The sequence below is a fragment of the Anabaena azotica SJ-1 genome, from assembly GCF_047275885.1.
Taxonomy (GTDB): domain Bacteria; phylum Cyanobacteriota; class Cyanobacteriia; order Cyanobacteriales; family Nostocaceae; genus Trichormus_B; species Trichormus_B azotica_A.
The window spans coordinates 328,741-354,960 of sequence record NZ_CP178454.1; the positions used below are offsets into that span (position 1 = coordinate 328,741).

Genomic DNA, 26,220 nt, shown 5'->3' on the forward strand with positions numbered 1-26,220 from the left:
ACTTATGTAAGTGGGGATACATTTCTTATCCCTTATTAAATAGGTAATTCCCGTGTTAGAAGCGTGCGTACTGGCAACAATACTGTGCGGATTTTTCGGCATCATTCTGAAAAAAAACTTGGTGATGAAGATTGTTTCAATGGATGTGATGAGTACGGGGGTGATTGCCTTTTATGTATTCATTGCATCACGTGAGGGTTTATTTACTCCCATTATTTCCGAGGTTAAAAAAGCTGCTTATGCTGATCCTGTTCCCCAAGCGGTGATTTTAACAGCGATAGTCATTGGTTTTTCGATTCAGGCTTTGATGCTGGTTGGTGTGATGAAATTGGCACGGGATAATCCGACGTTGGAAAGCAGTGAGATTGAGAAGAACAACACGCCATAAAAATATGCCATGAATACGATTACTATTACTTGGGTTGCAATACCATTTTTTTTAGGGTTCATTATTTTTCTAGTCCCCAAATTGAATCGACATTTGACACTTTGGGGTGCGATCGCATCAGCAGTTTATGCAGTCCAACTATTTCTAGAAGCATCACCTGTAAAACTGAATTTACTGGATAGTTTCGGGGTGACTTTAGTAGCTGACCAGTTAAGCGGCTATTTTATTTTAACTAATGCTTTGGTAACTGCTGCTGTCGTTATCTACTGTTGGAATAGTGATAAAAACGCTTTTTTCTATGCCCAAACTTTGCTTGTGCATGGTAGCTTGAATGCTGCTTTTGTTTGTGCGGATTTTATCAGTTTATATGTAGCCTTAGAAGTCAGCGGTATTGCGGCTTTTTTGTTGATTGCATATCCTCGTAGCGATCGCTCAATTTGGGTAGGCTTACGCTATCTCTTTGTCAGCAACACATCCATGTTATTTTATTTGGTTGGTGCAGTGCTGGCTTATCAAACAAATCATTCTTTTAGTTTTGCAAGTTTAAAGGGTTCACCACCAGAAGCATTAGCATTAATTTTTCTGGGACTATTAATCAAAGCCGGGATTTTTGTTTCGGGATTATGGCTACCTTTAACACATTCAGAATCAGAAACACCAGTTTCTGCCCTGATGTCAGGAATTGTCGTTAAAGCCAGTGTTTTACCCCTTTTGCGTTGCGCTGGCATTTCTGATGAAATTAATACCATAGTCAATATTTTTGGTGTGGGAACAGCTTTGATGGGTGTATCCTATGCTGTTTTAGAAAAAGATACAAAACGGATGTTGGCTTTTCATACCATATCCCAATTAGGCTTTATTCTAGCTGCACCAGCGGTGGGAGGTTTCTATACACTCACCCATGGATTAGTAAAATCATCTTTATTTTTGATTGCGGGTTCTTTACCCAGTCGCAATTTTAAAGAACTGCAATATAAGCCAATTAATACAACAATTTGGATACCTTTAGTTATCGCCAGTTTATCAATTTCTGGTTTTCCTCTATTGTCAGGTTTTGCAGCCAAGGTGTTAACCATGAAAAATTTAGAATCTTGGCAATTTATAGCCATGAATGTGGCAGCAGTAGGTACAGCTATATCCTTTGCTAAATTCATCTTTTTACCCCATAAAAAAGACGAAGAACAGAAAGTAAACCCTGGTTTTTGGACAGCAGTGATATTCTTGCTGACTGGTTTGTTTGTGGCGAATGTTGTCTACCTGAAAGCTTATAATATTGCCGATATAATCAAAGCGATCGCAACTATCGCCGTAGGCTGGTTAGCATATCATTTCATCTTCAAACGATTAGCAATATATCTACCCCGTGTATTTGAAGAATTTGAGCATTTAGTTGGTGTGATGAGTCTAACTTTAATCCTGCTATTTTGGATGGCATTAGCATGATCGGACATTTGATATTAAGACTAACAATTTGGTTTTTACTCACCTCAGATGTGAGTTTAATAAATATTATCATCGGCATAGCTATTGCCATTCTCTTACCACGTGGTTACACATCACGAGAAACATTAACAGAATGGATCAAGGTTGGCGGTCAAATCTTGGTTGCCATTCTAGTAGCTTATAAGGAGGCATTTGAAATTATCTTGCGCCCCCATAAGCAAGAAGAAATTATCATGGAAGCAGTGAAACTTAAACGTTCTCCCCTGTTGGTTTTCATGGATATATTTCTCATTACCTTTACGCCTAAAACCATAGTTGTTAAACACCACGAAGAAGAAGGCTCTTATGAAGTCCACTACATTAAACCCAGAGGTAAATAATCATGAATTTAGAAATAGTCTTAATTGCCATGATTGCAGCTTTACTTATCCCCATTTATGTAGCTTGGAAAACTGATGATACTTGGCAAAAAATGTTAGCTTTTGGAAGTGCTTCTAGCAAATCAGCCATCATGATTTTAGTCATTTCTGTTTTGCGTGATGATTGGATGATTGGTGTAGTAGCCGCAATTATGTTGAGTGTTGGCAATGCCGGCTTCATGTTATTAGCACATATTTTAAGAAGGTTAAATGAAGCATGATTAATATTATTAGTTATACCTTGATAGGTATAGGATTATTTTTCTGGTTTTGGGGTACTTCTCATTTAGTTAGCAACAGATCAGTATTATTCAAATTACATGGTCTTTCGGTTACAGATACTCTGGGTTCAATGCTGATTATCGTTGGACTTTTAATGAAAATACCCAGCGAATGGCCATTACTGATTTTGGGACTTATTTCCTTAGCAATTTGGAATACCATGCTTGGTTATGTAATAGCATATTGTTCAACTGAAGAGGCAAAAAATGAATGATTCTTATCTGTATCTAATTATTGCTTTGTTACCCTTAACTGCGGGGTTGTTAGTAACTCAAGTTAACCCTTATCACGCCTTAATTCTGCGTGGGGTATTGGGTGCAGTAGCGGCGATGGTAGATGCAGTTTTAGGGGCAGCAGATGTAGCTTTAACAGAAGCATTAATGGGAACAATGTTATCTATTGCTCTGTATGCGATCGCAGTTCGTTCATCCTTGGTTTTTCGTCTGGGTGTGATGGAAAATCAATTAATCCAAAAAAATCAAGATAGCAATTTTCAAGAACTTATTAACGACTTTCGCAGCATTTTTAGTAAACATTATATGCGTCTAGAAATCGTACCTTATGCGAACAACAAAACTTTGCACCAGGCGTTAATAGAAAAAGAAGTTCATGCTACTTGTTCGCCATTAGCAGAAACTGAACAAGAACAAGAAACCTATCAAACTGCGATTCGAGTACAGCGTATCTATAACATTATAGAAAGCGAACTTTCATCATCAAACACAAGTTTGAACTATGTCAATGTTTTAGATTCAGGGGAGAAGCATTCATGAAATGGGTTTATATTTTAGCGGGAATAGCTTTGTTTGTAAAAATGGTGATTATGCCTGATTCAGCACCTAACTTAGCAGATATTTCTATTACGGAAACGGTAGTTAAAGAAAGTGGTGTTGTCAATGCCGTATCAGGTATTATTTTCCGCAATCGTTTATATGATACTATCTTTGAAGTGATTGTATTTACGATCGCCATTCTTGGTTCTAATTTTTTACTCGCTAATGAAAATCCTTCCTGTACTATCTATCAATTCAAGGATCAACCATCTATTATTTTAGCTCGTTTGGGGGCGACAATTGCAGCTTTAGTAGGGATTGAATTAGCAATTAGAGGACATTTAAGTCCTGGGGGTGGTTTTGCTGCTGGTGTAGCGGGTGGAACAGCGATAGGATTAATAGCAATTACTTCTTCATATCAATGGATGCAGGATATTTACCAACGTTATCATGCAGCTATTTGGGAGAAGGTTTCGGTGTTGGTTTTTATTGTTTTATCAGTGATAACTTTGTCGGGATTAGAGTTACCACACGGGGAGTTAGGAACTCTTTTTAGTGGTGGAATATTACCGATATTAAATATTATCGTTGCTGTTAAGGTGGCGTTAGGTTCTTGGGCGGTGGTTTTGATTTTTATTCGTTATCGGGGTTTGTTGTAGTTCATGTTCAGAGGTTTCGCGCCAAGAATTCCAACATTTCTGCAATTTTGTTGGATCTAACTTTAATCACAAATTTAATCACGAAACCTCTACTTGCTCTATTTCCGCACTCTGTCCTTGATCTAATTCTGGTAAGTTTTTCCCTAAAATTAGAACTGAAACCATCATTAATAAACTCGTCACCATAATCACACTGATCACATTGGGATCATCAAAATTGCTCGTACCTATTAACAATGCTGCGGCAAAATTACGTTGTGCAGTTCCTACTCCTAACACTCTTTGAGTATCAATACCAGGACCACCCAGTAAATAACCCACGGTAAAAGAAAAGATAATAAAAATAGCACAAACAAAGATTACACCAGTTTTCAATAAAACAATAATTTCACTGAAGTGAACTATCAGCCTCACTCCTAAACCTAAAAGCAATCCAAAATTAGATATTTTGAAAGTAATTGTTTGGAGATTTAAAGCGACATCCTCATATTTTGCCTTAATTAATAACCCAATTCCTAACGGTGTTAACATCATTACTATTAAAGGTTTAGCAATATCCCAAGAATTGACTTCTACACCTTGTAAAACCAATGGTAATACAATCGGCATATAAAAAACAGTGCCGAACATTAACATCATCATCAACCCTGTAGAAAAAGCTAAATTCCCCTTCACTATTTGGGCAAGTTTAGGTAAAGCTGGGGGACCTGATGCTAATGCCATGATGATTAAACCATCTTTAACTGGTTCAGTGAGAGGTACTACTTGCAGCAGTAAATATACAAAAAGTGGTACTAATATAAAATTTGTCAGTAGTGATAAAACAACCAAACGAATATCACGAAGAGGTTGCCAAATCTGCTGTACAGTTAACTTTAATCCTGTACCAAACATAGTAGCAACAACAAACGATAGGAAAGCTATTTTGTCAAGTATGGGGATAATTTGGTGCATATTTTTTTATTTCACGCAAAGTTGCAAAGATAAAATGATATTGTAGAGACGTTCCAGGGAACGTCTCTACATCTAAATTAATGACTTTGTTGTGTTACTTCAAATTCAAAGTAACTTTCTGTAAATTACCTGTGAACGTAAACGGTACTTGATAGGTTTCCACAATCGGAGTACCTGTATCTCGACCAACATCAAAAGTTTCATTTAAAGCCAAACGGTAGGGTAAAGTTTTTTCAATTCTACCCTCAGCTACCTGTTGATCATTAATGAATAACTTCCCAATTCCACCAGCACCAACTCCACCACCGTCATAATCAAAATTAAATTTGATTTTTGATTTACCTGGCGTTAATTTTTCAGGAGATTGAATAATGTAGCGTTCGGAATTAGCAAAGTTGTAGACGTAGGTTGGTTTACTATCTTCTAGGAAAAATCCCCAACCCGCAAAACGTCCACCTTGAGTTAATAAAACACCTTCTGCACTACTTTCTGGAATTTCTACATCAGCAGTAATACTAAAGGATCTATTTTTTAAACTTGGGGCGCTACCTTCGGGAATACTAACCGTATCAGAATAGTAAGTAAAAGTTGTGCGTCCTGCGGCCGGAGAAGGACGACTTTTGACATCAAATCTTTCAGAAAGGCGATCATCTAATGGTAGAACTTTGTGTTTACGTGCTTCTGATAAAAACAACTTTTGCAGTTTTTTCAGTTTTTCTGGATTTTCAGCCGCTAGGTTATTGGCTTCGCTAAAATCTTCCTCAATGTTGTATAGTTCCCAAGGATCTTTCTCGAAGTCAGCATTAATTGTACCCTGCCAAGGTAATCGAGGATGACGCGCCGCAGCTATCCATCCATCATCATAAATAGCCCGGTTTCCGAACATCTCAAAATACTGTGTTTTATGTTTAGAAGCAGCTTCAGGATCATCAAATGTGTAAACTAGGCTAGTACCTTCAAGTTTCTGTTGTTTCACCCCGTTAACTTGGGTAGGTGTAGTAATTCCCGCTGCTTCGAGAATAGTTGGTGTAATATCAATTACATGATGGAATTGGCTGCGGAGTCCGCCTTGGTCTTTGATGCGATCGCCCCATGCAATAATCAAAGGGTTACGAGTTCCACCAAAGTGAGACGCTATTTGTTTTGTCCATTGGAAGGGAGTTGTACCTGCCCAAGCCCAAGCTGCATGATAATGATTAAAGGTTTTAGGACTACCTAAATCATTCAAAGAAGCTAAAAGTTGTTCTCGGCTTTCGGGTACTTTATTGAAAACTTTTAATTCATTAACGCTACCTGCTAAACCGCCTTCTGCACTAGCACCGTTATCACCAACGATGTAGAAAACTAAGGTATTATCTAATTCACCAATTTGGTCAATGGCATTAATTAATCTTCCCACTTCATGGTCTGTATATGCTAAAAATCCCGCAAATACTTCCATTTCATGGGCATAGATTTTTTGATCATCTGGAGATAATGAATCCCACGCTGGTAATTCTTTGGGACGGGGAGTAAGTTGGGCATTAGCAGGAATTACACCCAGTTGTTTTTGACGGGCAAATGTTTCTTCTCGTAATTTATCCCAGCCTTGATCAAACTTGCCTTGATACTTGTCTATCCAGGCTTTGGGGGCGTGATGAGGTGCATGGGTAGCACCGGTAGCCAAATAGGTAAAGAATGGCTTATCGGGGGCTATAGACTGTTGAGAATGAATCCAGCTAATGGCATGATCTACTAAATCTGGAGTCAAATGGTAATCAGGATCATTGGTTGGTGGTGCAATCCGCTGGGTATTTTCTACCAAAGCCGGACTCCATTGGTTAGTATCACCACCCAAAAAACCGTAAAAATACTCAAATCCTAACCCTGTCGGCCAGCGGTCAAAGGGTCCAGCCGCACTGGTTTCATAATCTGGTGTATTGTGCCATTTACCGAAAGCTGCGGTGTTATAGCCGTTTTGCCGTAATACTTCCGCTACAGTAGCCGCACTCTTAGGTAAAATTGTTGTGTAACCAGGAAAACCTGATGCTAACTCTGCAACTACACCTGTACCCACTGAATGATGATTGCGTCCAGTTAATAAAGCTGCTCTGGTGGGTGAACAAAGGGCTGTGGTATGGAATTGGTTGTAACGTAATCCTTTTTCAGCTAAACGAGTCAGATTAGGGGTTTCTATAGCACCACCAAATGTACTCGCTTGCCCAAAACCCACATCATCTAATAATACTAATAATACATTTGGGGCTTTTTCAGGGGCTTTAATGGGTGCGGGAAAATCTGGTATTGACTCTTTGTAAGTGATGCCAATTTCACCTTCAAAAGACGGTGGTTTAATTGGTAAGACCTTTGATGTAGCCGCTAGGGCGGGGCTTGTGACCATCAGGAATGTGATGACTAAAGATAGAGACAGCACCCGTAGAATTGAACGTGACATACAATAACCTTGTATAAAAAATCTGCAACTTTGCGCCTTTGCGAAATTTATCTTTTAACGAACCGCGAAGACGCGAAGGACACGAAGGAAAGAGAGTTTGAAAGATATTTTGCGTTAGTGTTGTAAGTTTTTCACCAAGCGAAATCCGATATGGGTTGTTCCGGTATCAGGAGATTCTGATTCCCTTGCGGCTGGACGATAGCGACTACAATAGTTTGGCGCACAGAGGTAAGAGCCTCCTTTGATGACATGAAGGGCAGTTTCTGCCGGTTTTTTAGGGTCAAAACTTTTACTTGCTCCTGTGGGATTCACACTGTGGGCTTTGTTTTCATGTCCTAAGCTGAACCAGTCGGAAGTCCATTCCCAAACGTTGCCGGTCATGTCGTAAAGTCCATAACCATTAGCTGGGAAAGAGCCTACTTTTGCTGTTCCTACATAACCATCAGCTTTGGTATTGAAAAAGGGGAAGATTCCCTGCCAAGTATTGGCTTTTTTATCAGAATACTGATTACCCCAGGTATAAGTTGCCCCATCCAATCCACCACGAGCAGCATATTCCCACTGTGCTTCTGTTGGTAATGATTTTTCTGCCCATTGGGCGTAAGCTTGAGCATCTTCGTAAGCAATATGCACAACTGGATAGTTTTCTTTACCTACAATGTTGCTATCATTCCCAAAGGGATGCTGCCAGTTTGCACCGGGTGTCCAATGCCACCAACTGAGAAGTTGAACTTGCTTCACGCCTTGTTTTGGCATTTGAAATACCAGTGAACCTGGTAATCTTTGTCCATCTGGTAAGTCAGGAAACTGCTCTTTTGATAACGGGCATTCTGCAACTGTTACATAGTTTGTGGCTTTGACAAACTCAGTAAATTGGGCGTTTGTTACCTCATATTTATCTATGCAGAAGGATGTAATTGTGACGTTTTCTCCTGCTTGCTCTTCCACAAAACCAGAATCATCTGCTCCCATTTTGAATGTGCCTCCAGAAATCATTACCATTTCTTGAGGACAGGGATTAACGGTAGTGGCTAATGCTGATGAATTGGTGAATAGTGATATCAGTGCAACTACTTCAATTAGTAGCAATATTAAAAACCGCATTTTACGTTGTATTAAGCTCCTGAGCGATGCCTTCGGCGAGCGTAGCTATCGCCTGTAGAATCACTGGGAGGTTCATCTTTACTACTTCTACAACTGACCAAGTTATCTTGATCGAGATTATTAGCAGCAAATACATATAATGGACTAAAGATGAAAATTGAAGCAGTGATTAGCAAAATTAGTTGCATATCTCATGGATTTATTTTTCAAAAATTTGTTCGCGTACCATACTGAAAAAGACTTTTAACTTGTGTTTTTCTAAGTTAGTTTTTCCTCTCCTGTAGCCACTGGTAAATCTTTTTGAGTGCTATATTCTGTCCAAGAACCTTCATAAATTCTGACTTTGGGATAATTAAGCAGATGCTTTAAAACCACATATTGTAATGTAGCTTCTCGTCCTGTACTACAAGAAACAATAATGTCGTTTCCAGGAGTAATCTTTTTATCTGCCAGAATTTTCTTAATCTCATCTAATGACTTTAATTTGTGAGGATTTTTAGCATCCGTAAATGTTACCCAAGGAATATTCCGCGCACCAGGAATATGTCCATTGCGTATCCAAATATTTTCTTCACCCCGGAACAATTTTTCTGGTCTAGGATCAATAAAAGTAACTCCTGGTTTACCAATAAATTTTCTCACATCATTTAAACTCACACGCACTGAAGGGTTATCTCGAACTGTGAATTTACCGACTGAGTATTTAGGAAATTCTTTTGTGACATCTTGATCAGTTTTGTAACCAGTATAACCACCATCTAATACGGCAATATCTTTCAATCCAGAACGTTCTAGTAAATAAGCAACCATTGTTGCACCTAAAACATCTCTACCATCTGAATATACGAGTACACGACTATTATTTGTTACTCCGGAATTGGCAAATATTTCGCCTAGTTTTTGATTGTCCCAATATTGTACTGGTAATCCTTCTTTTGGACCTCTAAAAGCCGTATCAGCAATGTTTACAGCATTAGGAAGATGTCCTTCTATATAGTCGAGAGGAAAATTACGTACATCTAAAATTCTGAGGTTGGGATCTTTGGCGTTTTCAGCTACCCAATTTGGCGAAACAAACTGAATGTTAGCGTGAGAATTAGCTGATAATACTGGCAAAGATAATAAGGGAATACTTACTACAAAGGCAAAAAACACTGTCACCAAAGCAAATAACTTAGGTTTTTTCAAATTTTTGAAAGAGAAACTTTTAAACGTCATTTTCACCCTTATTTTTATTTAATCAAACTATTCATTATTAGTGAAATCACTTTAATTAGCAGTAATATTAAAGTAATTTCAAAAACTGCATTTTATGCCGTTGGAACTGTTAAACCGAGAATCTTGGCAAATCTCTCTACATAGAATTCTGTAGGATTAGCAACTTGTTGAATAGAGTCACGTTGACGTAAATTTTCCCACCATTGCTGCAAGCGTGGTGTTTCGGATGGCAAAGTAAAATCACGGAATTTCTCTAAAACTGGTAATCTTTCAAACCAAGGATAGAAACTAATATCCACTAAACTCAAATTCTCTCCTAACCAGTAAGCACCATTACCAGATAGCTTACCTAAGCCTTCTTCTTCAATATACAAAAGAGACTCTAAAAACTCTCTGCGTCCTTGTTCCTGTTCCTGGGTATCTTTACCACGCAGGAGTTTACTAAAAGCTGGGACGAAACGAGTATTAGCGTAGTCAATCCAAATTCTCGCAACTGCTTTTGCACCTGGATCATGAGGTAATAAAGCTGGTTGGGGGAATACTTCCTCTAAATACTCATTGATAACCGCAGATTCATATATTTCTACATCCCCATGTTTGATGGCAGGAACTTTGCCGTAACGAGAAACTTGGGTAAAAGCTTCAGGTTTATTCTGGAAGTCAATTTCAATCGCTGTAAAATCAATTCCTTTTTCCAGCAATACCACACGGGTTCTTTGGGAGAAAGTAGAAGCTTTAGCGAAATAAAGTTGTAAGCTACTCATTTAGTCCTCTAGTTGATTGGGATTTGTCTAAATTTTTGGTAAATTGCAAAAATCGCCGATTTAATGACAGTCAAAGACAGAAGTGAATTAATTTCACTCCTACGAATTAAATTATTTGACTGGCAAGCTATCAGGGTCAAAAACTAACTACGGTTTATCGGTCGGTTTAACGTATTATATTAGGAGTATTCCATAGTTTTTACTAAAAAACAAGTCTTTTCGCAAACATTCTTCTCAAAATGTAGAGCCAAAATGCCCAACAATTTAACACTTGTCCATAGCTTGCTTCTGTTCAGTACAGCGTTCATTGCTGGATCACTTAATGCTGTAGCTGGAGGTGGTAGTTTTATTACATTTCCCACTTTGATATTTACTGGTATATCACCAATTACAGCTAATGCCACAAATAATACTGCTTTATGGATTGCAGCTATGGCCAGTGCAGGAGCATATCGTCGGGATTTAGATATCCCAAAGCGTGAGCTATTGATACTATGCGTTACCAGTTTAATTGGTGGGGGAATTGGTTCGGTTATTTTGTTATATACATCAGCGGATGTGTTCAAAAAGCTACTTCCTTACCTGTTGCTTTCTGCGACATTGGTATTTACATTTAGCGAACCTCTCAAAAAGTGGTTACAATTTCAAAGCCAGAAATCATCAGAATCTCCACCTTTTTTTATTCTAGTTATTGCTCAATTATCAATATCTATCTATGGTGGTTTCTTTGGTGCAGGTTTAGGAATTTTAATGTTAGCAACTTTAAGTTTTTTAGGTATTAAAAATATTCACACGATGAATGCGTTTAAATCCTTTCTTGGTAGTTGTATCAACGGTATTGCTATTTTTCCTTTTATGTTCGCTGGTTTAATTGCTTGGCATCAAGCTATTTTAATGGCTGTAGGTGGTTCTCTTGGTGGTTATTTTTGCGCTCATTATGCTCGGAGATTAGACCCTCGCTTTGTGCGGATATTTGTGATTGTTGTTGGTTTTAGCATGACTACTTACTTTTTTATTCGTGGTTAGAACAGATAAGCATAGTCAATAAACAACCGTTCTAACTTATTATATTAAGCTGCATATTTTTGATTTTGGAGAAAAAGTGTTAATCTTTCTCCCCTATGTGTCTCAATGTGCAACTTAAAGATTTAACCGTTTACCAAGGCAGTGCGATCGCCCCCCCAAACTTCCGCAGTTCAGCAAAAAATTTGCCCTGTGCGCCGCCCTCTGGCAATGTTGCTAGATACACGGCGGTTTCTGCTCCTTCATCCGCTGTGAATGGTGCATTGGCACCCCCCATGTCGGTTTGCATCCAGCCAGGAGAGTAAGCATTGATTAAAATATTTGTACCCTGAAGTTCTTTTGCCAAGATTGCGGTCAATCCATTTAGCCCTATCTTGGAAAGACGGTACGAAGGAGCTAATGGATAGTAATCGCTACCCATCACAGAGAGAGAAGCCATCTCGGTAGAAACATTGACAATCCGTCCGTAGTTTTGCGCTTGCATCAATGGCAATAGTGATTGGGTGATGCGAGCGACCGCTAGAACATTTGTTGTAAATGTTGATAGCATTGTTTCCATTTGCACTGTGAGCAGGCTAGATTCTTCTGGCTGCATGGTGGGATTGACACCCGCATTGTTGACCAAAATATCGGCTCTGCCATAGGTTTGTTGCAACCAGGCGGTAAACTGCTGCACGCTTAAATCACTTGTCACATCCAAGGAATGATAATCCACTTGAATATTTTCATTCAAGAGTTGTTGTTGAGCAGCAAGACCATCTTGTTCTTTACGACTTGTCAGCACAACTTGAATATCCTCTTTCTGTGCTAACTTACGGGCGATCGCATACCCTAATCCTTTGTGACTGCCAGTAATTACTGCAATTTTCTGCATCATATTTTTCAAGAAATACGGATTAAATTTGTGATACCGTCACCGTAGCAAGCCTTAAACTAGTAAACAAGATGATATTTAAGATAAATACTATTAATGAAATCAATAAATTTAGCAGCAATTGACCTAAATCTGTTGGTTGCGTTTGCAGCCTTACTGGAGCAACGCAGTGTGACTAAAGCAGCTGAACAACTTCAGATTGGGCAACCTGCTATGAGTGCATCACTCAACCGTTTGCGCGTCTTGTTTGAAGATGAGTTATTTGTGCGGTTAGGACGGCAAATGCAGCCAACTCTCAAAGCTCAGGCACTTGCACCAGGAATATTGGTAGCATTGCAACAGATTCGTCAAACCATTACATCCCATCAGACATTTGAGCCAACCTCCAGCGATCGCACATTTGCCATTGGTAGTTCAGATTACACTAGCTTTGTGTTGATGCCACCGCTAATGGAATTTAGCTATCAAAACGCCCCGTTCCTCAACTTTCAAATGATTGGATTTGAAAAAGACAGTGTTGGAGATTTGTTTGAACAGGGAGTGATTGACATTGCACTAGGCGTTTTCCCGAAGCCACCTCGGCAAACCCAATGGGAACCCATTTTTGAAGAAAGATTTGTGGGAATTGGCCGTCAAGGACATCCAGGGATCAGGAATGGAAAGATGAGTTTAGAAACATTCATAGCCTTTTCCCATGCTCTCACCACCTTGCGGCGAGATACCATTGGCGAAATTGATAAAGCGTTAAATGAGCAGAATTTAGAACGTCGCATTGCACTAACTACGCCGCATATGTTGGTCTTGCCTTTTGCGATCGCATCTACTGACTTGGTAGCAGCACTTCCTTACCGCATCGCTCTCCGCTTTGCAATGATCTGCAATTTGACTATCTTTGAACTACCAATTGCCACAGAACCGTGGATGATTTCGATGTTGTGGAGTGCATTGAGCGATCAAGATGAAGCAAATCGTTGGTTACGTAATTCAATCAAAACGATTTCCCAAAAGATGGAAGCAAACTGAGTTCCTTTCCACACTATCATTAGCCATCTAGACCCCCGAATTCTTAAAAAATTAGAGGATCTAAATTATATTTGAGGCTGATTTTAAGTTGTATATTCGGCGTTAATTTTCACGTAGTCGTAACTCAAGTCACAACCCCAAGCTTTACCGGTGCCATGACCATTACCGACGCTAACGGAAATTAATACCGTATCCTCTTTCATGTAGGCACCTGCGGCTGCTTGTTTCAAATATGCACTGACAGAAGCTTTATCAAAAGGTAAAGGTTGACCATTTTCAAACAGCAAGAAATGACCTAATTTAATTTGTAGGTTTTCTTGTTCAAAAGGTACTCCAGCACGGCCAGCAGCGCCGGCGATTCGTCCCCAGTTGGGGTCACGTCCAAAGATTGCAGATTTAACCAAGGAAGATCCAGCAATGGTTTTGGCAATTTGTCTTGCTGCTGTTTCATCGGGTGCGCCGGTGACTTGTACTTCTACTAAGCAAGTTGCACCTTCACCGTCACGTGCGATCGCTCTGGCTAAATGCTGACATACTGCTGTTAGCATGGCTTCTAATTTCTCGGCTTCTGCACCCATTTCAGTAATGGCTGGGGTGCGAGATTCTCCGTTAGCTAAGGCAATTAAGCTATCATTGGTGCTGGTATCACCATCAACGGTAATAGAATTGAAACTTCTATCCGCTGCTCTTGTTAACATTTGTTGCCAAAGTGTTGATGACACTGCTGCATCACAAGTCACAAATGCCAGCATGGTAGCCATGTTAGGATGTATCATCCCTGAACCTTTGGCGATTCCACCAATTCGCACTGGTCGGTCATTTATAGTTGTTTCTAGAGCAATAGATTTTGTCACCAAATCTGTGGTAATAATTGCTCCTGCGGCTGCATCTGAGCCATCTTCAGCAAGTGCGGCTACTAGCTTGGGTATACCACCCCGCAAAGCATCCATTTTAATTCTTTGACCAATCACACCAGTAGAAGCCAGTAAAATGGCTTTTGGGGAAATACCCAATTCTTTGGCTAATAAGTCTGCACTCTCCAGCGCATCTTTGACACCTTGGCTACCTGTAGCTGCGTTGGCTTGTCCAGCGTTACAAAGTATAGCTCTGGCGCTGTGCTTGGCTTGCAAACGTTGCCGACAATAATCTACACAAGCGGCTTTGACGTGGCTAGTAGTAAAAACACCAGCGGCGATCGCATCCACATCTGATAATATTAACGCTAAATCCGGCAATCCTGAAGGTTTGAGGCCAGCTGTAATTCCCGCTGCTTTATAGCCTCTAGCTGCTGTCACACCACCACTGATTTCCTGCCAGTCTCCCATAATTTTTCCCCAACAAATATATATATTGCGTAGGTTGGTGGATTGCTTTCCTCGAATCAGGTCAGCTATCCCGTAGATATCCTTATTGTGAGTTTATCGGTTGATGGCAATTTTGCATCAAGTAATTGATGTTATGAGTCTTAACCGTATTAATATTGAATTGGGAAAATTTGCGATCGACTAGTATAGTTATTACCACATAGCCATAAATATACCCTGTATCAGGTATTTCCTTAATTTTTTTGTTGCACTTAGTTAAAAATAAAAACTAAAAAAGAGAGCCAATTGAATAGCTCTCCAAATCATCAGGGTGCATCTACTTATCATACTATAACATTTTTAGTGCGGGGGGTGAAGCCCCTTTTTGAGATTTTTTATAAAAAAAATTGCGAAAATTCTTGTTATTTGGGGATGCTGGCAATACTCGTTAAAGCAATAGTTTGTCAACCTGATATTGACTAGTTCATAAAATCAATACAATTACTACTTTAATTCTTCATTTCCTAATTTTCATTAGTCTATTGAAGAAACAGTAAATTCTTGGCAAGAAAGAGAGCCACTTGGGTAGCTCTCCAGATCATCAGGGTGCATCTAACTAGCAAAGTATAGCACTGAAGGGGTGAGGGGTATCACCCATTTCTTTATAACTGTTAAACCATCTATTCTCGACTTTTCTGAGTTCTATGCATTCAATTTCTTTTCCACCAACTCATTAGTAAGTTTGGGGTCAGCACGTTTGTTTGTCTTTTTCAATACTTGTCCCACAAAGAAACCTTTGAGATTAGTGTTACCACCACGGTATTTTTCTACTTGTTGAGGATTCGCGGCTATGATTTCATCAACAATGGGTTCTAGTACCGTAGGATCACTAATTAACTCCTGACCTGCAAAAGCTGTTTCAGGAGAAACACCACTTAATAAATCTGCGAGTTTTTCCTTAGCTTGAGCATTGCTAATTTTACCAGTTTCAATGCGAGTGATCACATCAGCAAGATTAGTGGGAGTCAGTCCAATTTCTGAAATGGTTAGTTTTTGCTTATTCAGGTAAGCAGCGATATCTTGAGTAATCCAGTTAGCCGCAGCTTTGGGATTTGCACCAGATGCGATCGCACTTTCAAAATAATCAGTTACTGAGCGATCTTCTGTCAAGACTCGCGTATCATAAGGAGAAAGTCCCAACTCATCTTCATAACGATGGCGTTTTTGCGCGGGTAATTCCGGTAATTCACTGTTCCAAGTTTCCAACTCCACATCAGTAACTTCGATAGGCGCTAAATCGGGTTCTGGAAAATAACGATAATCGCTAGAACCTTCCTTAACGCGCATACTGCTGGTACGTTGTGAACCTTCTTCCCAAAGACGAGTTTCTTGAACTATCCTTTCCCCTGCCTCAATTGCGGCAATTTGACGTTCAATTTCATAGTCTATCGCTTTTTGGATAGCACTAAAGGAGTTCATATTTTTGATTTCTACCTTCGTCCCAAATTCCTTTCTTCCCACAGGACGAACAGAAATATTCACATCACAACGCAGAGAACCTTCTTGCATATTCCCATCACTAACGCCAAGATACCGTACAATCCGGCGTAATTCTGAGGCATATTCCGCAGCTTCTTGTCCAGAACGTAAATCAGGTTCAGAGACAATTTCCACCAAAGGTACACCGGCGCGGTTATAGTCTACCAGAGAATAGCTAGAACCAGAAAGTCTTTCACTTCCTGCGTGTACGAGTTTTCCTGCATCCTCTTCCATGTGCAGACGGGTGATACCAATGCGTTTGCGGATAGGATTACCAGCATCATCAACCAATTCTATTTCTAACCAACCATGTTCAGCAATAGGTAAGTCATATTGAGAAATTTGATAATTTTTGGGTAAATCAGGATAAAAATACTGTTTACGGTCAAATTTGCTATATCTAGCGATTTGACAATTTAATGCTAAACCAGTTTTAACTGCATATTCTAGAACTTTGGCGTTGAGTACGGGTAAAACTCCCGGTAAACCCATACACACCGGGTCGATATTGGTGTTGGGGTCAGCACCAAACGCGGTGGAACTACTGGAGAATATTTTGGTGTTGGTGCTGAGTTGACAATGGGTTTCTAAACCGATAATTGCTTCGTATTCTGTTTTTACGGCTGTGGCTGTGGTCATATTACCATGTTGACGATTTTTCTTTAGGGTACTATTTTAGCTGTTTTGTTCTTTATCTAGGGTGGTATCTTTTGATTTAGGTTTACGGTTTCCTGGAATTTACTAAGTAGGTGGACGTGAGATAACTAAATAAAATGTGTGAAGAAAAGTAAAATCGCCCAAAACTTCCTTCCTATTCCTTGTTAGGAGTTCCCTATTCTCTTTTCATAACGACAATTTTTAACGCCAACCGACTTAATTAATATATTCATTTACAGAAGGGTTGACAATATGAACTATTATGAATTCATAGTTTTTTTCTAAAAAATAAATTATATTATGATTGATCTGAAAAGTTATTAAATAACACAAACAATCATTTTATGATAGATGTAAGAACTGCCGTAACTGCTGCTTATAACTATATCAAATCATTGCAAGATGTAATAGATTCTCCATTACCAGATTTGAGGCTTGAAGAAGTCGAATTATCAGATGATGATAAATTCTGGTTGATTACATTAGGGTTTGATGCAACTGAAAAAAACCAAAGTGGAATTTTAAATTATGTTCGCAGAAGTGAGCGAATTTACAAACTATTTAAAGTTAACTCAAACACAGGTCAAGTTGAAGCGATGAAAATTAGAGAAGTATGAAAGACATGACTGACTCTCTAATTCGTCTTTATCACCAAAAGGGAATTATAATTGATACAAATATTCTGCTTCTATTATTAGTTGGAAGTGTTAATCAAAAACGAATAGTTCAATTTAAACGGACTCAGCAATTTACACCAGAGGATTATCAGCTTCTACTAAGAATCATTAGTAAATTTACCAATATTGTCACAACTCCTAATATTCTCACAGAAGTTAACAGCCTTGCAAATCAACTTGGTGAACCTGAACGTTCTGAGTGCTTTGCACTATTCGCTCAATTTGTTCAAGATGTAACTCTATTAAATGAATCTTATATCAAGAGTGTCGATGCTGTTAATGCTGAGAAATTTATTAAATTTGGACTAACTGACTGCGGTATTTTAACTTTAGCTAGAGATAGTTACCTCATACTCACCGACGACTTTAAACTAGCTAATTACCTGCTGAGTTTGGGTATTGATGTGATTAATTTTAACAATCTTCGTGATTTCAACTAGTTATACACAGTGTCTTCCCAAAACTGTGTTACATCACCTTTGTGCGAAAATCATTTCATCTTTTAATTCAGCAAAACTATATCCCGTAAAAAGATGAAAAATAAAACTCTCTTCTTCCTCTTCTTCCTTCGCGTTCTTCGCGCCTTCGCGGTTCATTCCTTACCAACCTCAACACCAAACCGAAAATACCCATTTAAAAAATGCTAACAGAAAGATTTACCCAAGCATTAACCTACGCGCATCAACTCCACGCAACCCAGATCAGGAAAGGTTCAGGTGTTCCCTACATTAGCCATTTATTAGGAGTAGTCAGCATAGCATTAGAATATGGAGCAAACGAAGATGAAGCGATCGCAGCCTTATTACATGATGCCATAGAAGACCAAGGAGGAGCAGCCACCAGAGAAGAAATTCGTCGTCGGTTTGGGGATAATGTCACCGCCATAGTTGAGGGATGTACAGATGCAGATACCACACCTAAACCCCCTTGGAAACAGCGTAAACAGGCGTATATTGCCCATATTCATACTGCTTCCGCCTCAGTGTTTCTAGTTTCTGCGTCGGATAAACTTTATAATGCTAGATCAATTCTCAAAGACTACCGCATGATTGGTGAAGGAGTTTGGGAACGTTTTCAAGGTGGTAAAGAAGGAACTCTTTGGTATTATCGCGCATTAGCAGATGCTTTCCAAACAAAGGAAGTTACACCCTTAGTCACAGAATTAGAAAGAGTAGTTACAGAATTAGAAAGTTTAGCAAAATAGTTGATAGTTGATAGTTGATAGTTGATAGTTGATAGTTGATAGTTGATAGTAAGAAGTTTCTAATTACCAATTACCAATTACCAATTACCAATTACCAATTACCAATTACCAATTACCAATCACCAATCACCAATTATACTCAAAACGGCTAGAAATTTGATTTTTTGATAATACTAAATAACAAGTTCAAAGCCTCTCCCCGTGAACGGGGAGAGGTTTGGAGAGGGGTTCCATATTTAGTTAAACTATGAACCGTTTGCAGTATACCAATTACCAATTACCTAAAATAAAAAATGAAGGATGAAGATGAAAAGATCCATCTTTCATACTTCATAGATCATCCTTTTAGATGATGTTTTTAACTTGATTAACGAAATAAACTGCTGAGTGAGGTATCTTCGTGTATACGCCAAATCGCTTCTCCCAGTAAATTAGCAACTGAAAGCGTTACTAATTGGGGAAAATGATCGCCTTCAGGAATGGGAATAGTGTTAGTAACTATAACTTCCTCAAACAAGCCACTTGATAACCGTTGAATAGCAGGTGGCGAAAATACTGCATGGGTAGCACAGGCATATACCTGACTTGCACCTTCTTCACGCAGTAATTTAGCACCTTCGGTAATTGTTCCGCCAGTATCAATCATGTCATCTACTAAAACTGCGGTTTTGCCTTTAACATCACCGATGACATTTAAAACTTCGGCGACATTGTGAGCCTGACGACGTTTGTCAATAATTGCCAGTGGTGCATCATTGAGTTTTTTCGCAAATGCTCTGGCTCGTGCGACACCGCCGACATCAGGAGAAACAACTACAATATCGTGTAGTGCTTTACTCGTTAAATAATCCAGTAACACTGGTGAACCGTAAACGTGATCAAAGGGTATATCGAAATACCCCTGAATTTGGGCTGCGTGCAAATCCATTGCTAGAACACGGTTAGCACCTGCTTGAGTGATCAAGTTAGCAACCAGTTTGGCGGTGATGGATTCTCTACCGGCGGTTTTGCGATCGGCACGAGCATAACCATAATATGGAAGAACTGCTGTGATCTGTCGTGCGGAAGCGCGACGACAGGCATCAATCATAATCAGCAATTCCATTAAATGGTCGTTGACGGGTTGACAACTTGGCTGGATTAAGTAGACATCACAACCCCGAATAGATTCTTGGATTTGAACATAAATTTCTCCATCCGCAAATCTTTTACGAATCATTGGACCCAAGTCCATGCCCAGGTAACGAGCGACTTCTTGGGATAGTTGTAAATTGGCGGAACCAGAAAACAGCCGCAGGCGATGATTTTCATTCACTCCTGTAGCTGTTGGTTGTACTGTTAAAGTTGCAGAACTTAGCACAGCAGATCCTCGATGTGCATTCATGGCAATATTATCATCAGAGATTTAGCAGATTTAACCAAAATAGACTAATCACAACATCTGTAAGTTTTGTTCAAGCTTTTATACAAATTCGCAATATTTCTCCATAGAATTACATTTGTTTATTTTCTAGTTCTTCTGGGAAAAAAACCATTGAAGATTCTACTGACATCTATAATTTCTCAAATAAGTTGAGAGCGCATAGTTGTTTGTTTGGGGTAAATTGCCCAAATATCTGAGAATTTCTTATGGTAGATTACCTATTCTACATGGTTATTTTCTCACTGAGATCAAATTATTCACACATAGGGTGCTAATTAAATTGTCTCTCAGGTGCTAGTGGTCTTTCAACCTAAAAATTACGGTTGTAAGTTGGTAGATGTGCCAGAAAATAGGAATTTTTTGTATCAGAACTAGTAGAACACATACAGCAGATTGCAGATTAATCAGGTAGAGAATCTAAATAGAAATTTACTCCTGACTCCTGACTTCTGACTTCTGACTCCTGCCGTATGATTAATATCAAGTCTGGTTGATTAGTTGTGATTCCTGCATCTGTGCAAAAACCTGCAAACTTTCTCCCCCCTATTTTGCACTCTGCACCCCTGCGGACTTAATAATAAGTCTTAAACCAGACATGGATATCAGCACCCAGGATGTAGCTAGGTTATCCTATGATACTAGCGTCAAATTAATCGACTAGTTAATTTTATATTAAATATTTAGGTAGTCAATTATGGCTGCTGGGGATGCGATCGCTCAAAAGTTCCATTTTCTTGAGTTTTCACCACATTATGCTTTAAAATTAATTATAAAATTTATTAATTAAATTGTTTTTGTCAAGTCATTATCAATCATAGCATGATTAAGAATGCAGACATTTTTTCGACAATCATGATGTAAAAATGGAGTGAGGCAGGTCTTTCAAGACTAACTTGGCGTATACTTCATGCTTTATAGCAACCGTCTTGGCAGTTAAGACATCAACTGATGATAAAACTGAGATACAACTTTTAATCCTGTCACCTGCTCTAACTTCTAACTCAGTTGCTGTTACACTTAATCAATTAATCATGCAACCACCCATTAAAGTTGGTACTATCTTACAAAATCGTTACCATATCATTCACGTTCTTGGGCAGGGGGGATTTGGTAGAACCTATCTCGCAGAAGACCAGAGACGCTTTAACGAACTTTGCGCGATTAAGGAGTTGATACTCGCAACAACGGAAGCCTATGGTGGCAAAAAAGCTCAAGAGTTGTTTGAGCGAGAAGCAGCTACTTTATATCAAATTGAGCATCCGCAAATACCAAAATTTCGGGAAAAGTTTGCACAAGACGATCGCTTATTTTTGGTACAAGATTATGTAGCGGGTAAAACCTACCACACTCTGCTGGCTGAATACCAAGCGGCGGGAAAAGCTTTCACAGAGTCGGAAGTATTACAGTTGTTGCGCTCTTTATTGCCGGTTTTAGAGCATATTCATAAATGCGGAATTATTCACCGAGATATTTCGCCAGATAATTTGATTTTACGGGATGTGGACAAACAACCTGTATTAATTGATTTTGGGGTCGTAAAAGAACTAGCAACGCGGTTATCTGCCCCAAATCAAAAGCAAGTAACTACGGTGGGTAAATTAGGTTATTCTCCCAGTGAGCAAATGCAATCTGGTCGGGCTTATCCTAATAGTGACTTGTATGCACTAGCAGTAACGGCAATAGTTTTGTTAACGGCGAAAGAACCAGCGTATTTATTTGATGAAACCGCGCTGAGTTGGAATTGGCAGAAGTGGGTAACAGTCAGTCCCCGCTTTGCTGAAGTCTTGAATCGGATGTTAAGTTATGTACCAGGCGATCGCTATCAAAGTGCCAAGGAAGTGCTATCAGCATTACAATCTCTCGACCAACCCAGTGTTCCTCAGCCAAATGTCTCCTATCAGCCAACCGTTGCTGTTGGTCGTCGTCCCGACCCTTTACCACCAAGACCCAACAGACCTAATTCGGGAATTCCTTCTCAACCAAGTAGCTCCATCTTAGATAGCCCATTGGCCATTGGCGCTATTGGTAGTGCAGTAGTAATTTTAGCAGGATTCGGTTCTTGGGCAGTGGTAAATTCTATTCGCAACCACTCCAAAAAATCACCGCAAGACACAAGCACACCCCAAAGTTTCCCTTCTCCAGTTATTCCTGGTGGTTTAACATCCACACCAACACCTGAATTTACACTTACACCCACACCCACACCGACTAACACAGAACCTGTTGTTTATAAAAAACGTCTAAGATTAGGTACATCTAATACAGCTAAGGTAGATGGGACTCTTAAAGCCAATGACATCATTCAATACAGTTTTGCGGGTGAAATTGGACAAAATTTAACTGTAGCGGTTAACCAAGGTAGTGGAGTTTTGCTCACGGTGTTAAATTCCAATGGTCAACCGATTGGTTCTGACTCCAGTCAAGTTACTTCCTATCAGGGTTTATTGTTGGATGGTGGTCAATACACAATTCAATTAAGTCTGTCTGAGGGAGTCGCAGAAAGTGATTATAGTTTGAGTGTAGCTTTAGAAAATCCAGTTCGATCTACACCCACACCCACAGAAACGCCCACACCCACAGAAACACCCACACCCACAGAAACACCCACACCCACAGAAACGCCCACACCCACAGAAACGCCCACACCAACGGAAACACCTACTGCTGTTCCACAAGAAAATAATCAACAGCCTGAAACAACACCAACACCAGGATTCACAGGTAGAAATTAACGCTAAATTATGAATAGCCCCAGCGAGAAAACTGCTGGGGTGAATTTCTATTTTCACAGTAATTACCCGCAAATCACTTGTCTAATACACTACTAATTACAGGAACTGATACGGAGGCTGGTAAAACTGTTGTTACCACAGCTATAGCAGCCTATCGGCAAAAATATTATCCTCAAAACAGCTTGGGGATGATGAAACCCATTCAATCTGGGGTAGGCGACAGAGAACTTTACCAAAATCTTTTTGCTCTAGATCAGTTGCCAGAAGAAACTACACCTTTGTATTTTCAAGCACCTCTAGCCCCACCCATTGCAGCAGCGAAGGAAAACCGTACCATAGATTTAGCTTTGGTTTGGCAGACTTTATTAAAATTGCAAAAACGGTGTGATTTCCTATTAGTCGAATCTTTAGGAGGTTTGGGTTCACCGATTACTAATGAATTGACGGTAGCAGATTTAGCTGGTGAATGGCGATTACCAACGGTTTTAGTTGTAACTGTAAGATTAGGTGCGATCGCACAAGCCGTAGCTAATGTAGCCTTAGCTAGACAGACTAAAATTGATTTGCGTGGGATTATTCTCAACTGTACCCAACCCCGCACCGAAGAAGAAATAGCTGATTTAACACCACCGGAGTTAATTCAATCATTTACACACATACCCGTTTTAGGTTGTTTACCCTATTTAGAAACACCCACTAATTTAGAACAACTAGCCCAAGTTGGATCTAATTTAGATTGGGAAATATTATCTTTTTAGGAGGCAGGAGGCAGGGGGCAGGAGGCAGAGGGCAGGAGGCAGGAGGTAGTGGAAGTTAATAACCCAATTACCAATTACCAATTACCAATTACCAATTACCAATTACCAATTACCAATTACCAATTACCAATTACCAATTACCAATTACCAATTACCAATTACCAATTACCAATTACCAATTACCAATTACCAATCACCAATTACCAATCACCAATCACCAATCACCCATTATGGTTTCTACATTTCCCAGTTCATCTACTGAAAATCTTGCTAATGTACGGTTGCAAATTCGCTCTTTACAACCACAATTAATAGAATGGAGACGGCGCATACATCAAAAACCAGAGTTAGGTTTTCAGGAAAAATTAACGGCTGAATTTATTTCCCAAAAGTTACAAGCATGGGGAATTGAACATCAAACAGGTATAGCTGAAACTGGGATTGTTGCTATTATCAAAGGTGAAAAATTCCAGCATGGAAAAGTGCTAGGGATTCGTGCTGATATGGATGCTTTGCCAGTACAAGAAGAGAACGAAGTGAGTTATTGTTCCCAGCATGATGGAGTCATGCACGCCTGTGGACATGATGGACATACTGCGATCGCTCTCGGTACAGCATACTACCTTCAACAGCATCGTCAAGACTTTGCCGGCACTGTAAAAATCATCTTCCAACCCGCAGAAGAAGGCCCCGGTGGTGCAAAACCAATGATCGAAGCAGGAGTCTTGAAAAACCCAGATGTTGATGCCATGATCGGCTTACATCTGTGGAATGATTTACCTGTGGGGACAGTCGGAGTGCGTCCAGGGGCTTTGTTAGCAGCTGTAGACTTCTTTAACTGTACAATTTTAGGAAAAGGTGGACATGGCGCATTACCCCATCAAACCGTTGATTCAGTTGTAGTCGCAGCCCAAATTGTCAACGCCTTGCAAACAATTGTCGCCCGTAACGTCAACCCCTTAGATTCCGCTGTGGTGACAATAGGAGAACTCCACGCCGGTACTAGAATGAATGTCATTGCTGATACCGCGAGAATGAGCGGCTCAGTCAGATATTTTAATACTGATTTAGCAGGTTTTTTTAAACAAAGAATTGAGCAAATTATCACCGGAGTTTGCCAAAGTCATGGTGCAAATTATGACTTAGAATACATTAATCTTTATCCTCCAGTCATTAATAATCCTGGAATGGCTGAATTAGTACGAACTGTAGCAGAATCAGTAGTAGAAACCCCTGTAAATATCGTCCCAGAATGCCAAATTATGGGTAGTGAAGATATGTCTTTTTTTCTGCAAGAAGTTCCGGGTTGTTACTTCTTTTTAGGTTCAGCCAATGCAGCGAAAAAGTTAAATTATCCTCATCATCATCCCCGATTTGACTTTGATGAAACTGCCTTAGTTATGGGAGTAGAGATGTTTGTCAGATGTGTAGAAAAGTTTTTTTCTTGAACAAGAACTTGAACAAGAAAATTACAGAAGTTTAGGAGTATGGCTTAGGTCACACTCCTTCCAGAAATAGAAGTTTTATTATCTAGGATAGGTTGGCGAGTTTTCAAGTCAAATTTGTGACCATGGGGCAAAATATGCAGTTTCACACCACAAACTGCTAAGGGTTCATCTCTCAAGATTTGATTCAGATTGTTATAAGTACCTTCTGATTCATCGACAATAGTAACTGAACCTTCGCCAATGACTTCTATCTGTCCCTGGGAAACCACCATAGCTGTATTTTCATCAATACCAAAACCTAAAACTACAGGTTCTTGTACCAAAGCAGAAATTAAACGCCCTAAACGTCCCCTTTCAGAAAAATGCTGATCGATGACGACACCAGGGAGAAAACCAAGACCAGGCCCCATTTCCACAATTTCTAATCGGGGGTTGGTTTGGGAGTCACCTTCCACAATCATTTTATCTGGCATAACAGCAGCACCCGCACTAGTTCCAGCTACAACTGCACCTTCAGAATATCTTTTATGAATAGCTGCATCCAACTCCGTGTCTTTGATAGTGCTAGTAATTCGTGCTTGATCTCCCCCAGTAAAAAAGATACCTGTTGCTTTATTAACTGCTTCTAATGCTGTAGATGAGGATGCGTCTTCACGGGTTTCTGTATCAATTATACGAACTTCAGAAGCGCCTAAACGTCTAAATACCTCAATATATTTTTCCCCGGCTTCTCTTGGTAATTCGGTTGCGGCTGTCATAATCACAATATGTGCTTGTACACCTCCAGCACGACGAACAAATTCTCTTAAAATTGGTGCATCTCCGTTTTTTTCTTCAGCACCACCAATAATTACTAATTGTCCTTTGGTTTGATTCTCAGACATAATGCCTCTTAGTTTAAGTTATATAGTTTTAATACAACATGAGAGGAAAACAATAGAATCTTTCGTTTGGTAGATAACAGGGAACAGGGAATAGGGAAAAATAAATTATTCTATTTCTAATAGCGCCGCTTGGTATACGCCATACTCTAAAATCCTGAATTCTGTTTTGATGTTTTAGAAATTATGCCCTGAGATAGCTGAAATTATGATTGTGTATCACTAAAATTGAGCCAATA

Annotated in this window: 28 protein-coding genes; 16 read left to right on the forward strand and 12 right to left on the reverse strand. The window is 39.5% G+C overall.

The genetic code is table 11. The features are described 5' to 3' along the window. Positions 1-52 precede the first annotated feature (52 nt). From ACLLO5_RS01405 to ACLLO5_RS01435, 7 genes are read left to right on the forward strand one after another with little or no spacing between them, the layout of a single operon-like run. Positions 53-388: a cation:proton antiporter subunit C gene (locus ACLLO5_RS01405; RefSeq protein WP_413173712.1), complete on the forward strand. Its 336-nt coding sequence runs from the start codon at positions 53-55 to the stop codon at positions 386-388. 9 nt (positions 389-397) lie between these two features. Continuing rightward, on the forward strand, positions 398-1,831 hold the full coding sequence (locus ACLLO5_RS01410) for a cation:proton antiporter (RefSeq protein ID WP_413173713.1): 1,434 nt from the start codon (positions 398-400) through the stop codon (positions 1,829-1,831). After that, positions 1,828-2,211 (forward strand): Na+/H+ antiporter subunit E, encoded by a 384-nt coding sequence (locus ACLLO5_RS01415; RefSeq protein WP_413173714.1) that lies wholly within the window; start codon positions 1,828-1,830, stop codon positions 2,209-2,211. The genes ACLLO5_RS01410 and ACLLO5_RS01415 overlap by 4 nt, the downstream gene beginning before the upstream one ends. 2 nt (positions 2,212-2,213) lie before the next feature. Continuing rightward, the gene (locus ACLLO5_RS01420) at positions 2,214-2,471 is read left to right on the forward strand and encodes a hypothetical protein (RefSeq protein ID WP_413173715.1); all 258 of its coding nucleotides are present in this window, start codon (positions 2,214-2,216) and stop codon (positions 2,469-2,471) included. Then, positions 2,468-2,746: a monovalent cation/H(+) antiporter subunit G gene (locus ACLLO5_RS01425; RefSeq protein ID WP_413173716.1), complete on the forward strand. Its 279-nt coding sequence runs from the start codon at positions 2,468-2,470 to the stop codon at positions 2,744-2,746. Before ACLLO5_RS01420 ends, ACLLO5_RS01425 begins: the two co-directional genes overlap by 4 nt. Continuing rightward, complete coding sequence (locus ACLLO5_RS01430; protein ID WP_413173717.1) at positions 2,739-3,305, forward strand: DUF4040 domain-containing protein; 567 nt, start codon at positions 2,739-2,741, stop codon at positions 3,303-3,305. The genes ACLLO5_RS01425 and ACLLO5_RS01430 overlap by 8 nt, the downstream gene beginning before the upstream one ends. Beyond that, positions 3,302-3,964: a Na(+)/H(+) antiporter subunit B gene (locus tag ACLLO5_RS01435; protein ID WP_413173718.1), complete on the forward strand. Its 663-nt coding sequence runs from the start codon at positions 3,302-3,304 to the stop codon at positions 3,962-3,964. The genes ACLLO5_RS01430 and ACLLO5_RS01435 overlap by 4 nt, the downstream gene beginning before the upstream one ends. Positions 3,965-4,042: 78 nt before the next feature. Here the strand turns inward: ACLLO5_RS01435 and ACLLO5_RS01440 are convergent, their stop codons facing one another. The 6 genes from ACLLO5_RS01440 to ACLLO5_RS01465 all read right to left on the reverse strand — a co-directional run bounded on the left by ACLLO5_RS01440 (position 4,043) and on the right by ACLLO5_RS01465 (position 10,438). Beyond that, positions 4,043-4,918: a bile acid:sodium symporter family protein gene (locus ACLLO5_RS01440; protein WP_413173719.1), complete on the reverse strand. Its 876-nt coding sequence runs from the start codon at positions 4,916-4,918 to the stop codon at positions 4,043-4,045. Between the two features lie 94 nt (positions 4,919-5,012). Beyond that, the gene (locus ACLLO5_RS01445) at positions 5,013-7,352 is read right to left on the reverse strand and encodes an arylsulfatase (protein ID WP_413173720.1); all 2,340 of its coding nucleotides are present in this window, start codon (positions 7,350-7,352) and stop codon (positions 5,013-5,015) included. A gap of 114 nt (positions 7,353-7,466) precedes the next feature. Next, positions 7,467-8,456: a formylglycine-generating enzyme family protein gene (locus tag ACLLO5_RS01450; protein WP_413173721.1), complete on the reverse strand. Its 990-nt coding sequence runs from the start codon at positions 8,454-8,456 to the stop codon at positions 7,467-7,469. Between the two features lie 11 nt (positions 8,457-8,467). Next, a complete protein-coding gene (locus ACLLO5_RS01455; RefSeq protein WP_413173722.1) occupies positions 8,468-8,644 on the reverse strand; it encodes a hypothetical protein in 177 nt (58 codons plus the stop codon). 70 nt (positions 8,645-8,714) lie between these two features. After that, entirely contained in the window at positions 8,715-9,674 is a 960-nt protein-coding gene (locus tag ACLLO5_RS01460; RefSeq protein ID WP_413173723.1) for a sulfurtransferase, read from the reverse strand. 92 nt (positions 9,675-9,766) lie between these two features. After that, the gene (locus ACLLO5_RS01465; RefSeq protein WP_413173724.1) at positions 9,767-10,438 is read right to left on the reverse strand and encodes a glutathione S-transferase family protein; all 672 of its coding nucleotides are present in this window, start codon (positions 10,436-10,438) and stop codon (positions 9,767-9,769) included. 252 nt (positions 10,439-10,690) lie between these two features. On the opposite strand from ACLLO5_RS01465, the gene ACLLO5_RS01470 reads away from it, so the two are divergent. Beyond that, positions 10,691-11,464 (forward strand): sulfite exporter TauE/SafE family protein, encoded by a 774-nt coding sequence (locus ACLLO5_RS01470; protein WP_413173725.1) that lies wholly within the window; start codon positions 10,691-10,693, stop codon positions 11,462-11,464. 130 nt (positions 11,465-11,594) lie between these two features. Here the strand turns inward: ACLLO5_RS01470 and ACLLO5_RS01475 are convergent, their stop codons facing one another. Further along, positions 11,595-12,338 (reverse strand): SDR family oxidoreductase, encoded by a 744-nt coding sequence (locus ACLLO5_RS01475; RefSeq protein WP_413173726.1) that lies wholly within the window; start codon positions 12,336-12,338, stop codon positions 11,595-11,597. Positions 12,339-12,431: 93 nt separating this feature from the next. On the opposite strand from ACLLO5_RS01475, the gene ACLLO5_RS01480 reads away from it, so the two are divergent. Further along, complete coding sequence (locus tag ACLLO5_RS01480; RefSeq protein ID WP_413173727.1) at positions 12,432-13,358, forward strand: LysR family transcriptional regulator; 927 nt, start codon at positions 12,432-12,434, stop codon at positions 13,356-13,358. Between the two features lie 83 nt (positions 13,359-13,441). Here the strand turns inward: ACLLO5_RS01480 and argJ are convergent, their stop codons facing one another. Together argJ and gatB are read right to left on the reverse strand one after the other, a co-directional pair. After that, positions 13,442-14,683 (reverse strand): bifunctional ornithine acetyltransferase/N-acetylglutamate synthase, encoded by a 1,242-nt coding sequence (argJ, locus tag ACLLO5_RS01485; RefSeq protein WP_413173728.1) that lies wholly within the window; start codon positions 14,681-14,683, stop codon positions 13,442-13,444. Between the two features lie 681 nt (positions 14,684-15,364). Continuing rightward, entirely contained in the window at positions 15,365-16,840 is a 1,476-nt protein-coding gene (gene gatB, locus ACLLO5_RS01490) for an Asp-tRNA(Asn)/Glu-tRNA(Gln) amidotransferase subunit GatB (RefSeq protein ID WP_413173729.1), read from the reverse strand. A 362-nt stretch (positions 16,841-17,202) separates the two neighbouring features. Here gatB and ACLLO5_RS01495 point away from each other — a divergent pair, with 362 nt between their 5' ends. Together ACLLO5_RS01495 and ACLLO5_RS01500 are read left to right on the forward strand one after the other, a co-directional pair. After that, positions 17,203-17,475: a hypothetical protein gene (locus ACLLO5_RS01495; RefSeq protein ID WP_413173730.1), complete on the forward strand. Its 273-nt coding sequence runs from the start codon at positions 17,203-17,205 to the stop codon at positions 17,473-17,475. Positions 17,476-17,480: 5 nt separating this feature from the next. Next, complete coding sequence (locus ACLLO5_RS01500; protein WP_413173731.1) at positions 17,481-17,975, forward strand: PIN domain-containing protein; 495 nt, start codon at positions 17,481-17,483, stop codon at positions 17,973-17,975. 33 nt (positions 17,976-18,008) lie between these two features. Here the strand turns inward: ACLLO5_RS01500 and ACLLO5_RS01505 are convergent, their stop codons facing one another. Further along, on the reverse strand, positions 18,009-18,131 hold the full coding sequence (locus ACLLO5_RS01505; protein ID WP_413173732.1) for a hypothetical protein: 123 nt from the start codon (positions 18,129-18,131) through the stop codon (positions 18,009-18,011). A 44-nt stretch (positions 18,132-18,175) separates the two neighbouring features. On the opposite strand from ACLLO5_RS01505, the gene ACLLO5_RS01510 reads away from it, so the two are divergent. Then, entirely contained in the window at positions 18,176-18,739 is a 564-nt protein-coding gene (locus tag ACLLO5_RS01510; RefSeq protein ID WP_413173733.1) for an HD domain-containing protein, read from the forward strand. A 367-nt stretch (positions 18,740-19,106) separates the two neighbouring features. Here the strand turns inward: ACLLO5_RS01510 and ACLLO5_RS01515 are convergent, their stop codons facing one another. Continuing rightward, entirely contained in the window at positions 19,107-20,123 is a 1,017-nt protein-coding gene (locus ACLLO5_RS01515; protein WP_413173734.1) for a ribose-phosphate pyrophosphokinase, read from the reverse strand. Positions 20,124-21,193: 1,070 nt separating this feature from the next. Here ACLLO5_RS01515 and ACLLO5_RS01520 point away from each other — a divergent pair. The 4 genes from ACLLO5_RS01520 to ACLLO5_RS01535 all read left to right on the forward strand — a co-directional run bounded on the left by ACLLO5_RS01520 (position 21,194) and on the right by ACLLO5_RS01535 (position 25,100). Beyond that, positions 21,194-22,894 carry a protein kinase domain-containing protein gene (locus ACLLO5_RS01520; RefSeq protein WP_413173735.1) on the forward strand — a complete coding sequence of 567 codons (1,701 nt, stop codon included), beginning with the start codon at positions 21,194-21,196 and terminating at the stop codon, positions 22,892-22,894. Positions 22,895-22,971: 77 nt separating this feature from the next. Then, complete coding sequence (gene bioD / locus ACLLO5_RS01525) at positions 22,972-23,652, forward strand: dethiobiotin synthase (RefSeq protein ID WP_413173736.1); 681 nt, start codon at positions 22,972-22,974, stop codon at positions 23,650-23,652. 48 nt (positions 23,653-23,700) lie between these two features. Next, entirely contained in the window at positions 23,701-23,964 is a 264-nt protein-coding gene (locus ACLLO5_RS01530) for a hypothetical protein (RefSeq protein ID WP_413173737.1), read from the forward strand. Further along, positions 23,883-25,100, forward strand: a complete 1,218-nt coding sequence (locus ACLLO5_RS01535; protein ID WP_413173738.1) for a M20 family metallopeptidase — start codon at positions 23,883-23,885, stop codon at positions 25,098-25,100. The genes ACLLO5_RS01530 and ACLLO5_RS01535 overlap by 82 nt, the downstream gene beginning before the upstream one ends. Before the next feature lie 44 nt (positions 25,101-25,144). On the opposite strand, the gene ACLLO5_RS01540 is transcribed toward ACLLO5_RS01535, so the two are convergent. Next, positions 25,145-25,984 carry a cyanophycinase gene (locus ACLLO5_RS01540; RefSeq protein WP_413173739.1) on the reverse strand — a complete coding sequence of 280 codons (840 nt, stop codon included), beginning with the start codon at positions 25,982-25,984 and terminating at the stop codon, positions 25,145-25,147. Between the last annotated feature and the right edge of the window lie 236 nt (positions 25,985-26,220).

Coding starts and splice junctions, on each gene's coding strand:
- ACLLO5_RS01450 (WP_413173721.1), bottom strand. CDS start 8,456: ATGCGGTTTTTAATATTGCTACTAATTGAAGTAGTTGCACTGATATCA.
- ACLLO5_RS01445 (WP_413173720.1), bottom strand. CDS start 7,352: ATGTCACGTTCAATTCTACGGGTGCTGTCTCTATCTTTAGTCATCACA.
- ACLLO5_RS01535 (WP_413173738.1), top strand. CDS start 23,883: ATGGTTTCTACATTTCCCAGTTCATCTACTGAAAATCTTGCTAATGTA.
- ACLLO5_RS01420 (WP_413173715.1), top strand. CDS start 2,214: ATGAATTTAGAAATAGTCTTAATTGCCATGATTGCAGCTTTACTTATC.
- ACLLO5_RS01480 (WP_413173727.1), top strand. CDS start 12,432: ATGAAATCAATAAATTTAGCAGCAATTGACCTAAATCTGTTGGTTGCG.
- ACLLO5_RS01520 (WP_413173735.1), top strand. CDS start 21,194: ATGCAACCACCCATTAAAGTTGGTACTATCTTACAAAATCGTTACCAT.
- ACLLO5_RS01465 (WP_413173724.1), bottom strand. CDS start 10,438: ATGAGTAGCTTACAACTTTATTTCGCTAAAGCTTCTACTTTCTCCCAA.
- ACLLO5_RS01510 (WP_413173733.1), top strand. CDS start 18,176: ATGCTAACAGAAAGATTTACCCAAGCATTAACCTACGCGCATCAACTC.
- ACLLO5_RS01495 (WP_413173730.1), top strand. CDS start 17,203: ATGATAGATGTAAGAACTGCCGTAACTGCTGCTTATAACTATATCAAA.
- ACLLO5_RS01540 (WP_413173739.1), bottom strand. CDS start 25,984: ATGTCTGAGAATCAAACCAAAGGACAATTAGTAATTATTGGTGGTGCT.
- ACLLO5_RS01455 (WP_413173722.1), bottom strand. CDS start 8,644: ATGCAACTAATTTTGCTAATCACTGCTTCAATTTTCATCTTTAGTCCA.
- ACLLO5_RS01435 (WP_413173718.1), top strand. CDS start 3,302: ATGAAATGGGTTTATATTTTAGCGGGAATAGCTTTGTTTGTAAAAATG.
- ACLLO5_RS01410 (WP_413173713.1), top strand. CDS start 398: ATGAATACGATTACTATTACTTGGGTTGCAATACCATTTTTTTTAGGG.
- ACLLO5_RS01515 (WP_413173734.1), bottom strand. CDS start 20,123: ATGAATGCACATCGAGGATCTGCTGTGCTAAGTTCTGCAACTTTAACA.
- ACLLO5_RS01475 (WP_413173726.1), bottom strand. CDS start 12,338: ATGATGCAGAAAATTGCAGTAATTACTGGCAGTCACAAAGGATTAGGG.
- argJ (WP_413173728.1), bottom strand. CDS start 14,683: ATGGGAGACTGGCAGGAAATCAGTGGTGGTGTGACAGCAGCTAGAGGC.
- ACLLO5_RS01505 (WP_413173732.1), bottom strand. CDS start 18,131: ATGAACCGCGAAGGCGCGAAGAACGCGAAGGAAGAAGAGGAAGAAGAG.
- ACLLO5_RS01440 (WP_413173719.1), bottom strand. CDS start 4,918: ATGCACCAAATTATCCCCATACTTGACAAAATAGCTTTCCTATCGTTT.
- ACLLO5_RS01470 (WP_413173725.1), top strand. CDS start 10,691: ATGCCCAACAATTTAACACTTGTCCATAGCTTGCTTCTGTTCAGTACA.
- ACLLO5_RS01460 (WP_413173723.1), bottom strand. CDS start 9,674: ATGACGTTTAAAAGTTTCTCTTTCAAAAATTTGAAAAAACCTAAGTTA.
- ACLLO5_RS01425 (WP_413173716.1), top strand. CDS start 2,468: ATGATTAATATTATTAGTTATACCTTGATAGGTATAGGATTATTTTTC.
- ACLLO5_RS01500 (WP_413173731.1), top strand. CDS start 17,481: ATGACTGACTCTCTAATTCGTCTTTATCACCAAAAGGGAATTATAATT.
- gatB (WP_413173729.1), bottom strand. CDS start 16,840: ATGACCACAGCCACAGCCGTAAAAACAGAATACGAAGCAATTATCGGT.
- ACLLO5_RS01430 (WP_413173717.1), top strand. CDS start 2,739: ATGAATGATTCTTATCTGTATCTAATTATTGCTTTGTTACCCTTAACT.
- ACLLO5_RS01415 (WP_413173714.1), top strand. CDS start 1,828: ATGATCGGACATTTGATATTAAGACTAACAATTTGGTTTTTACTCACC.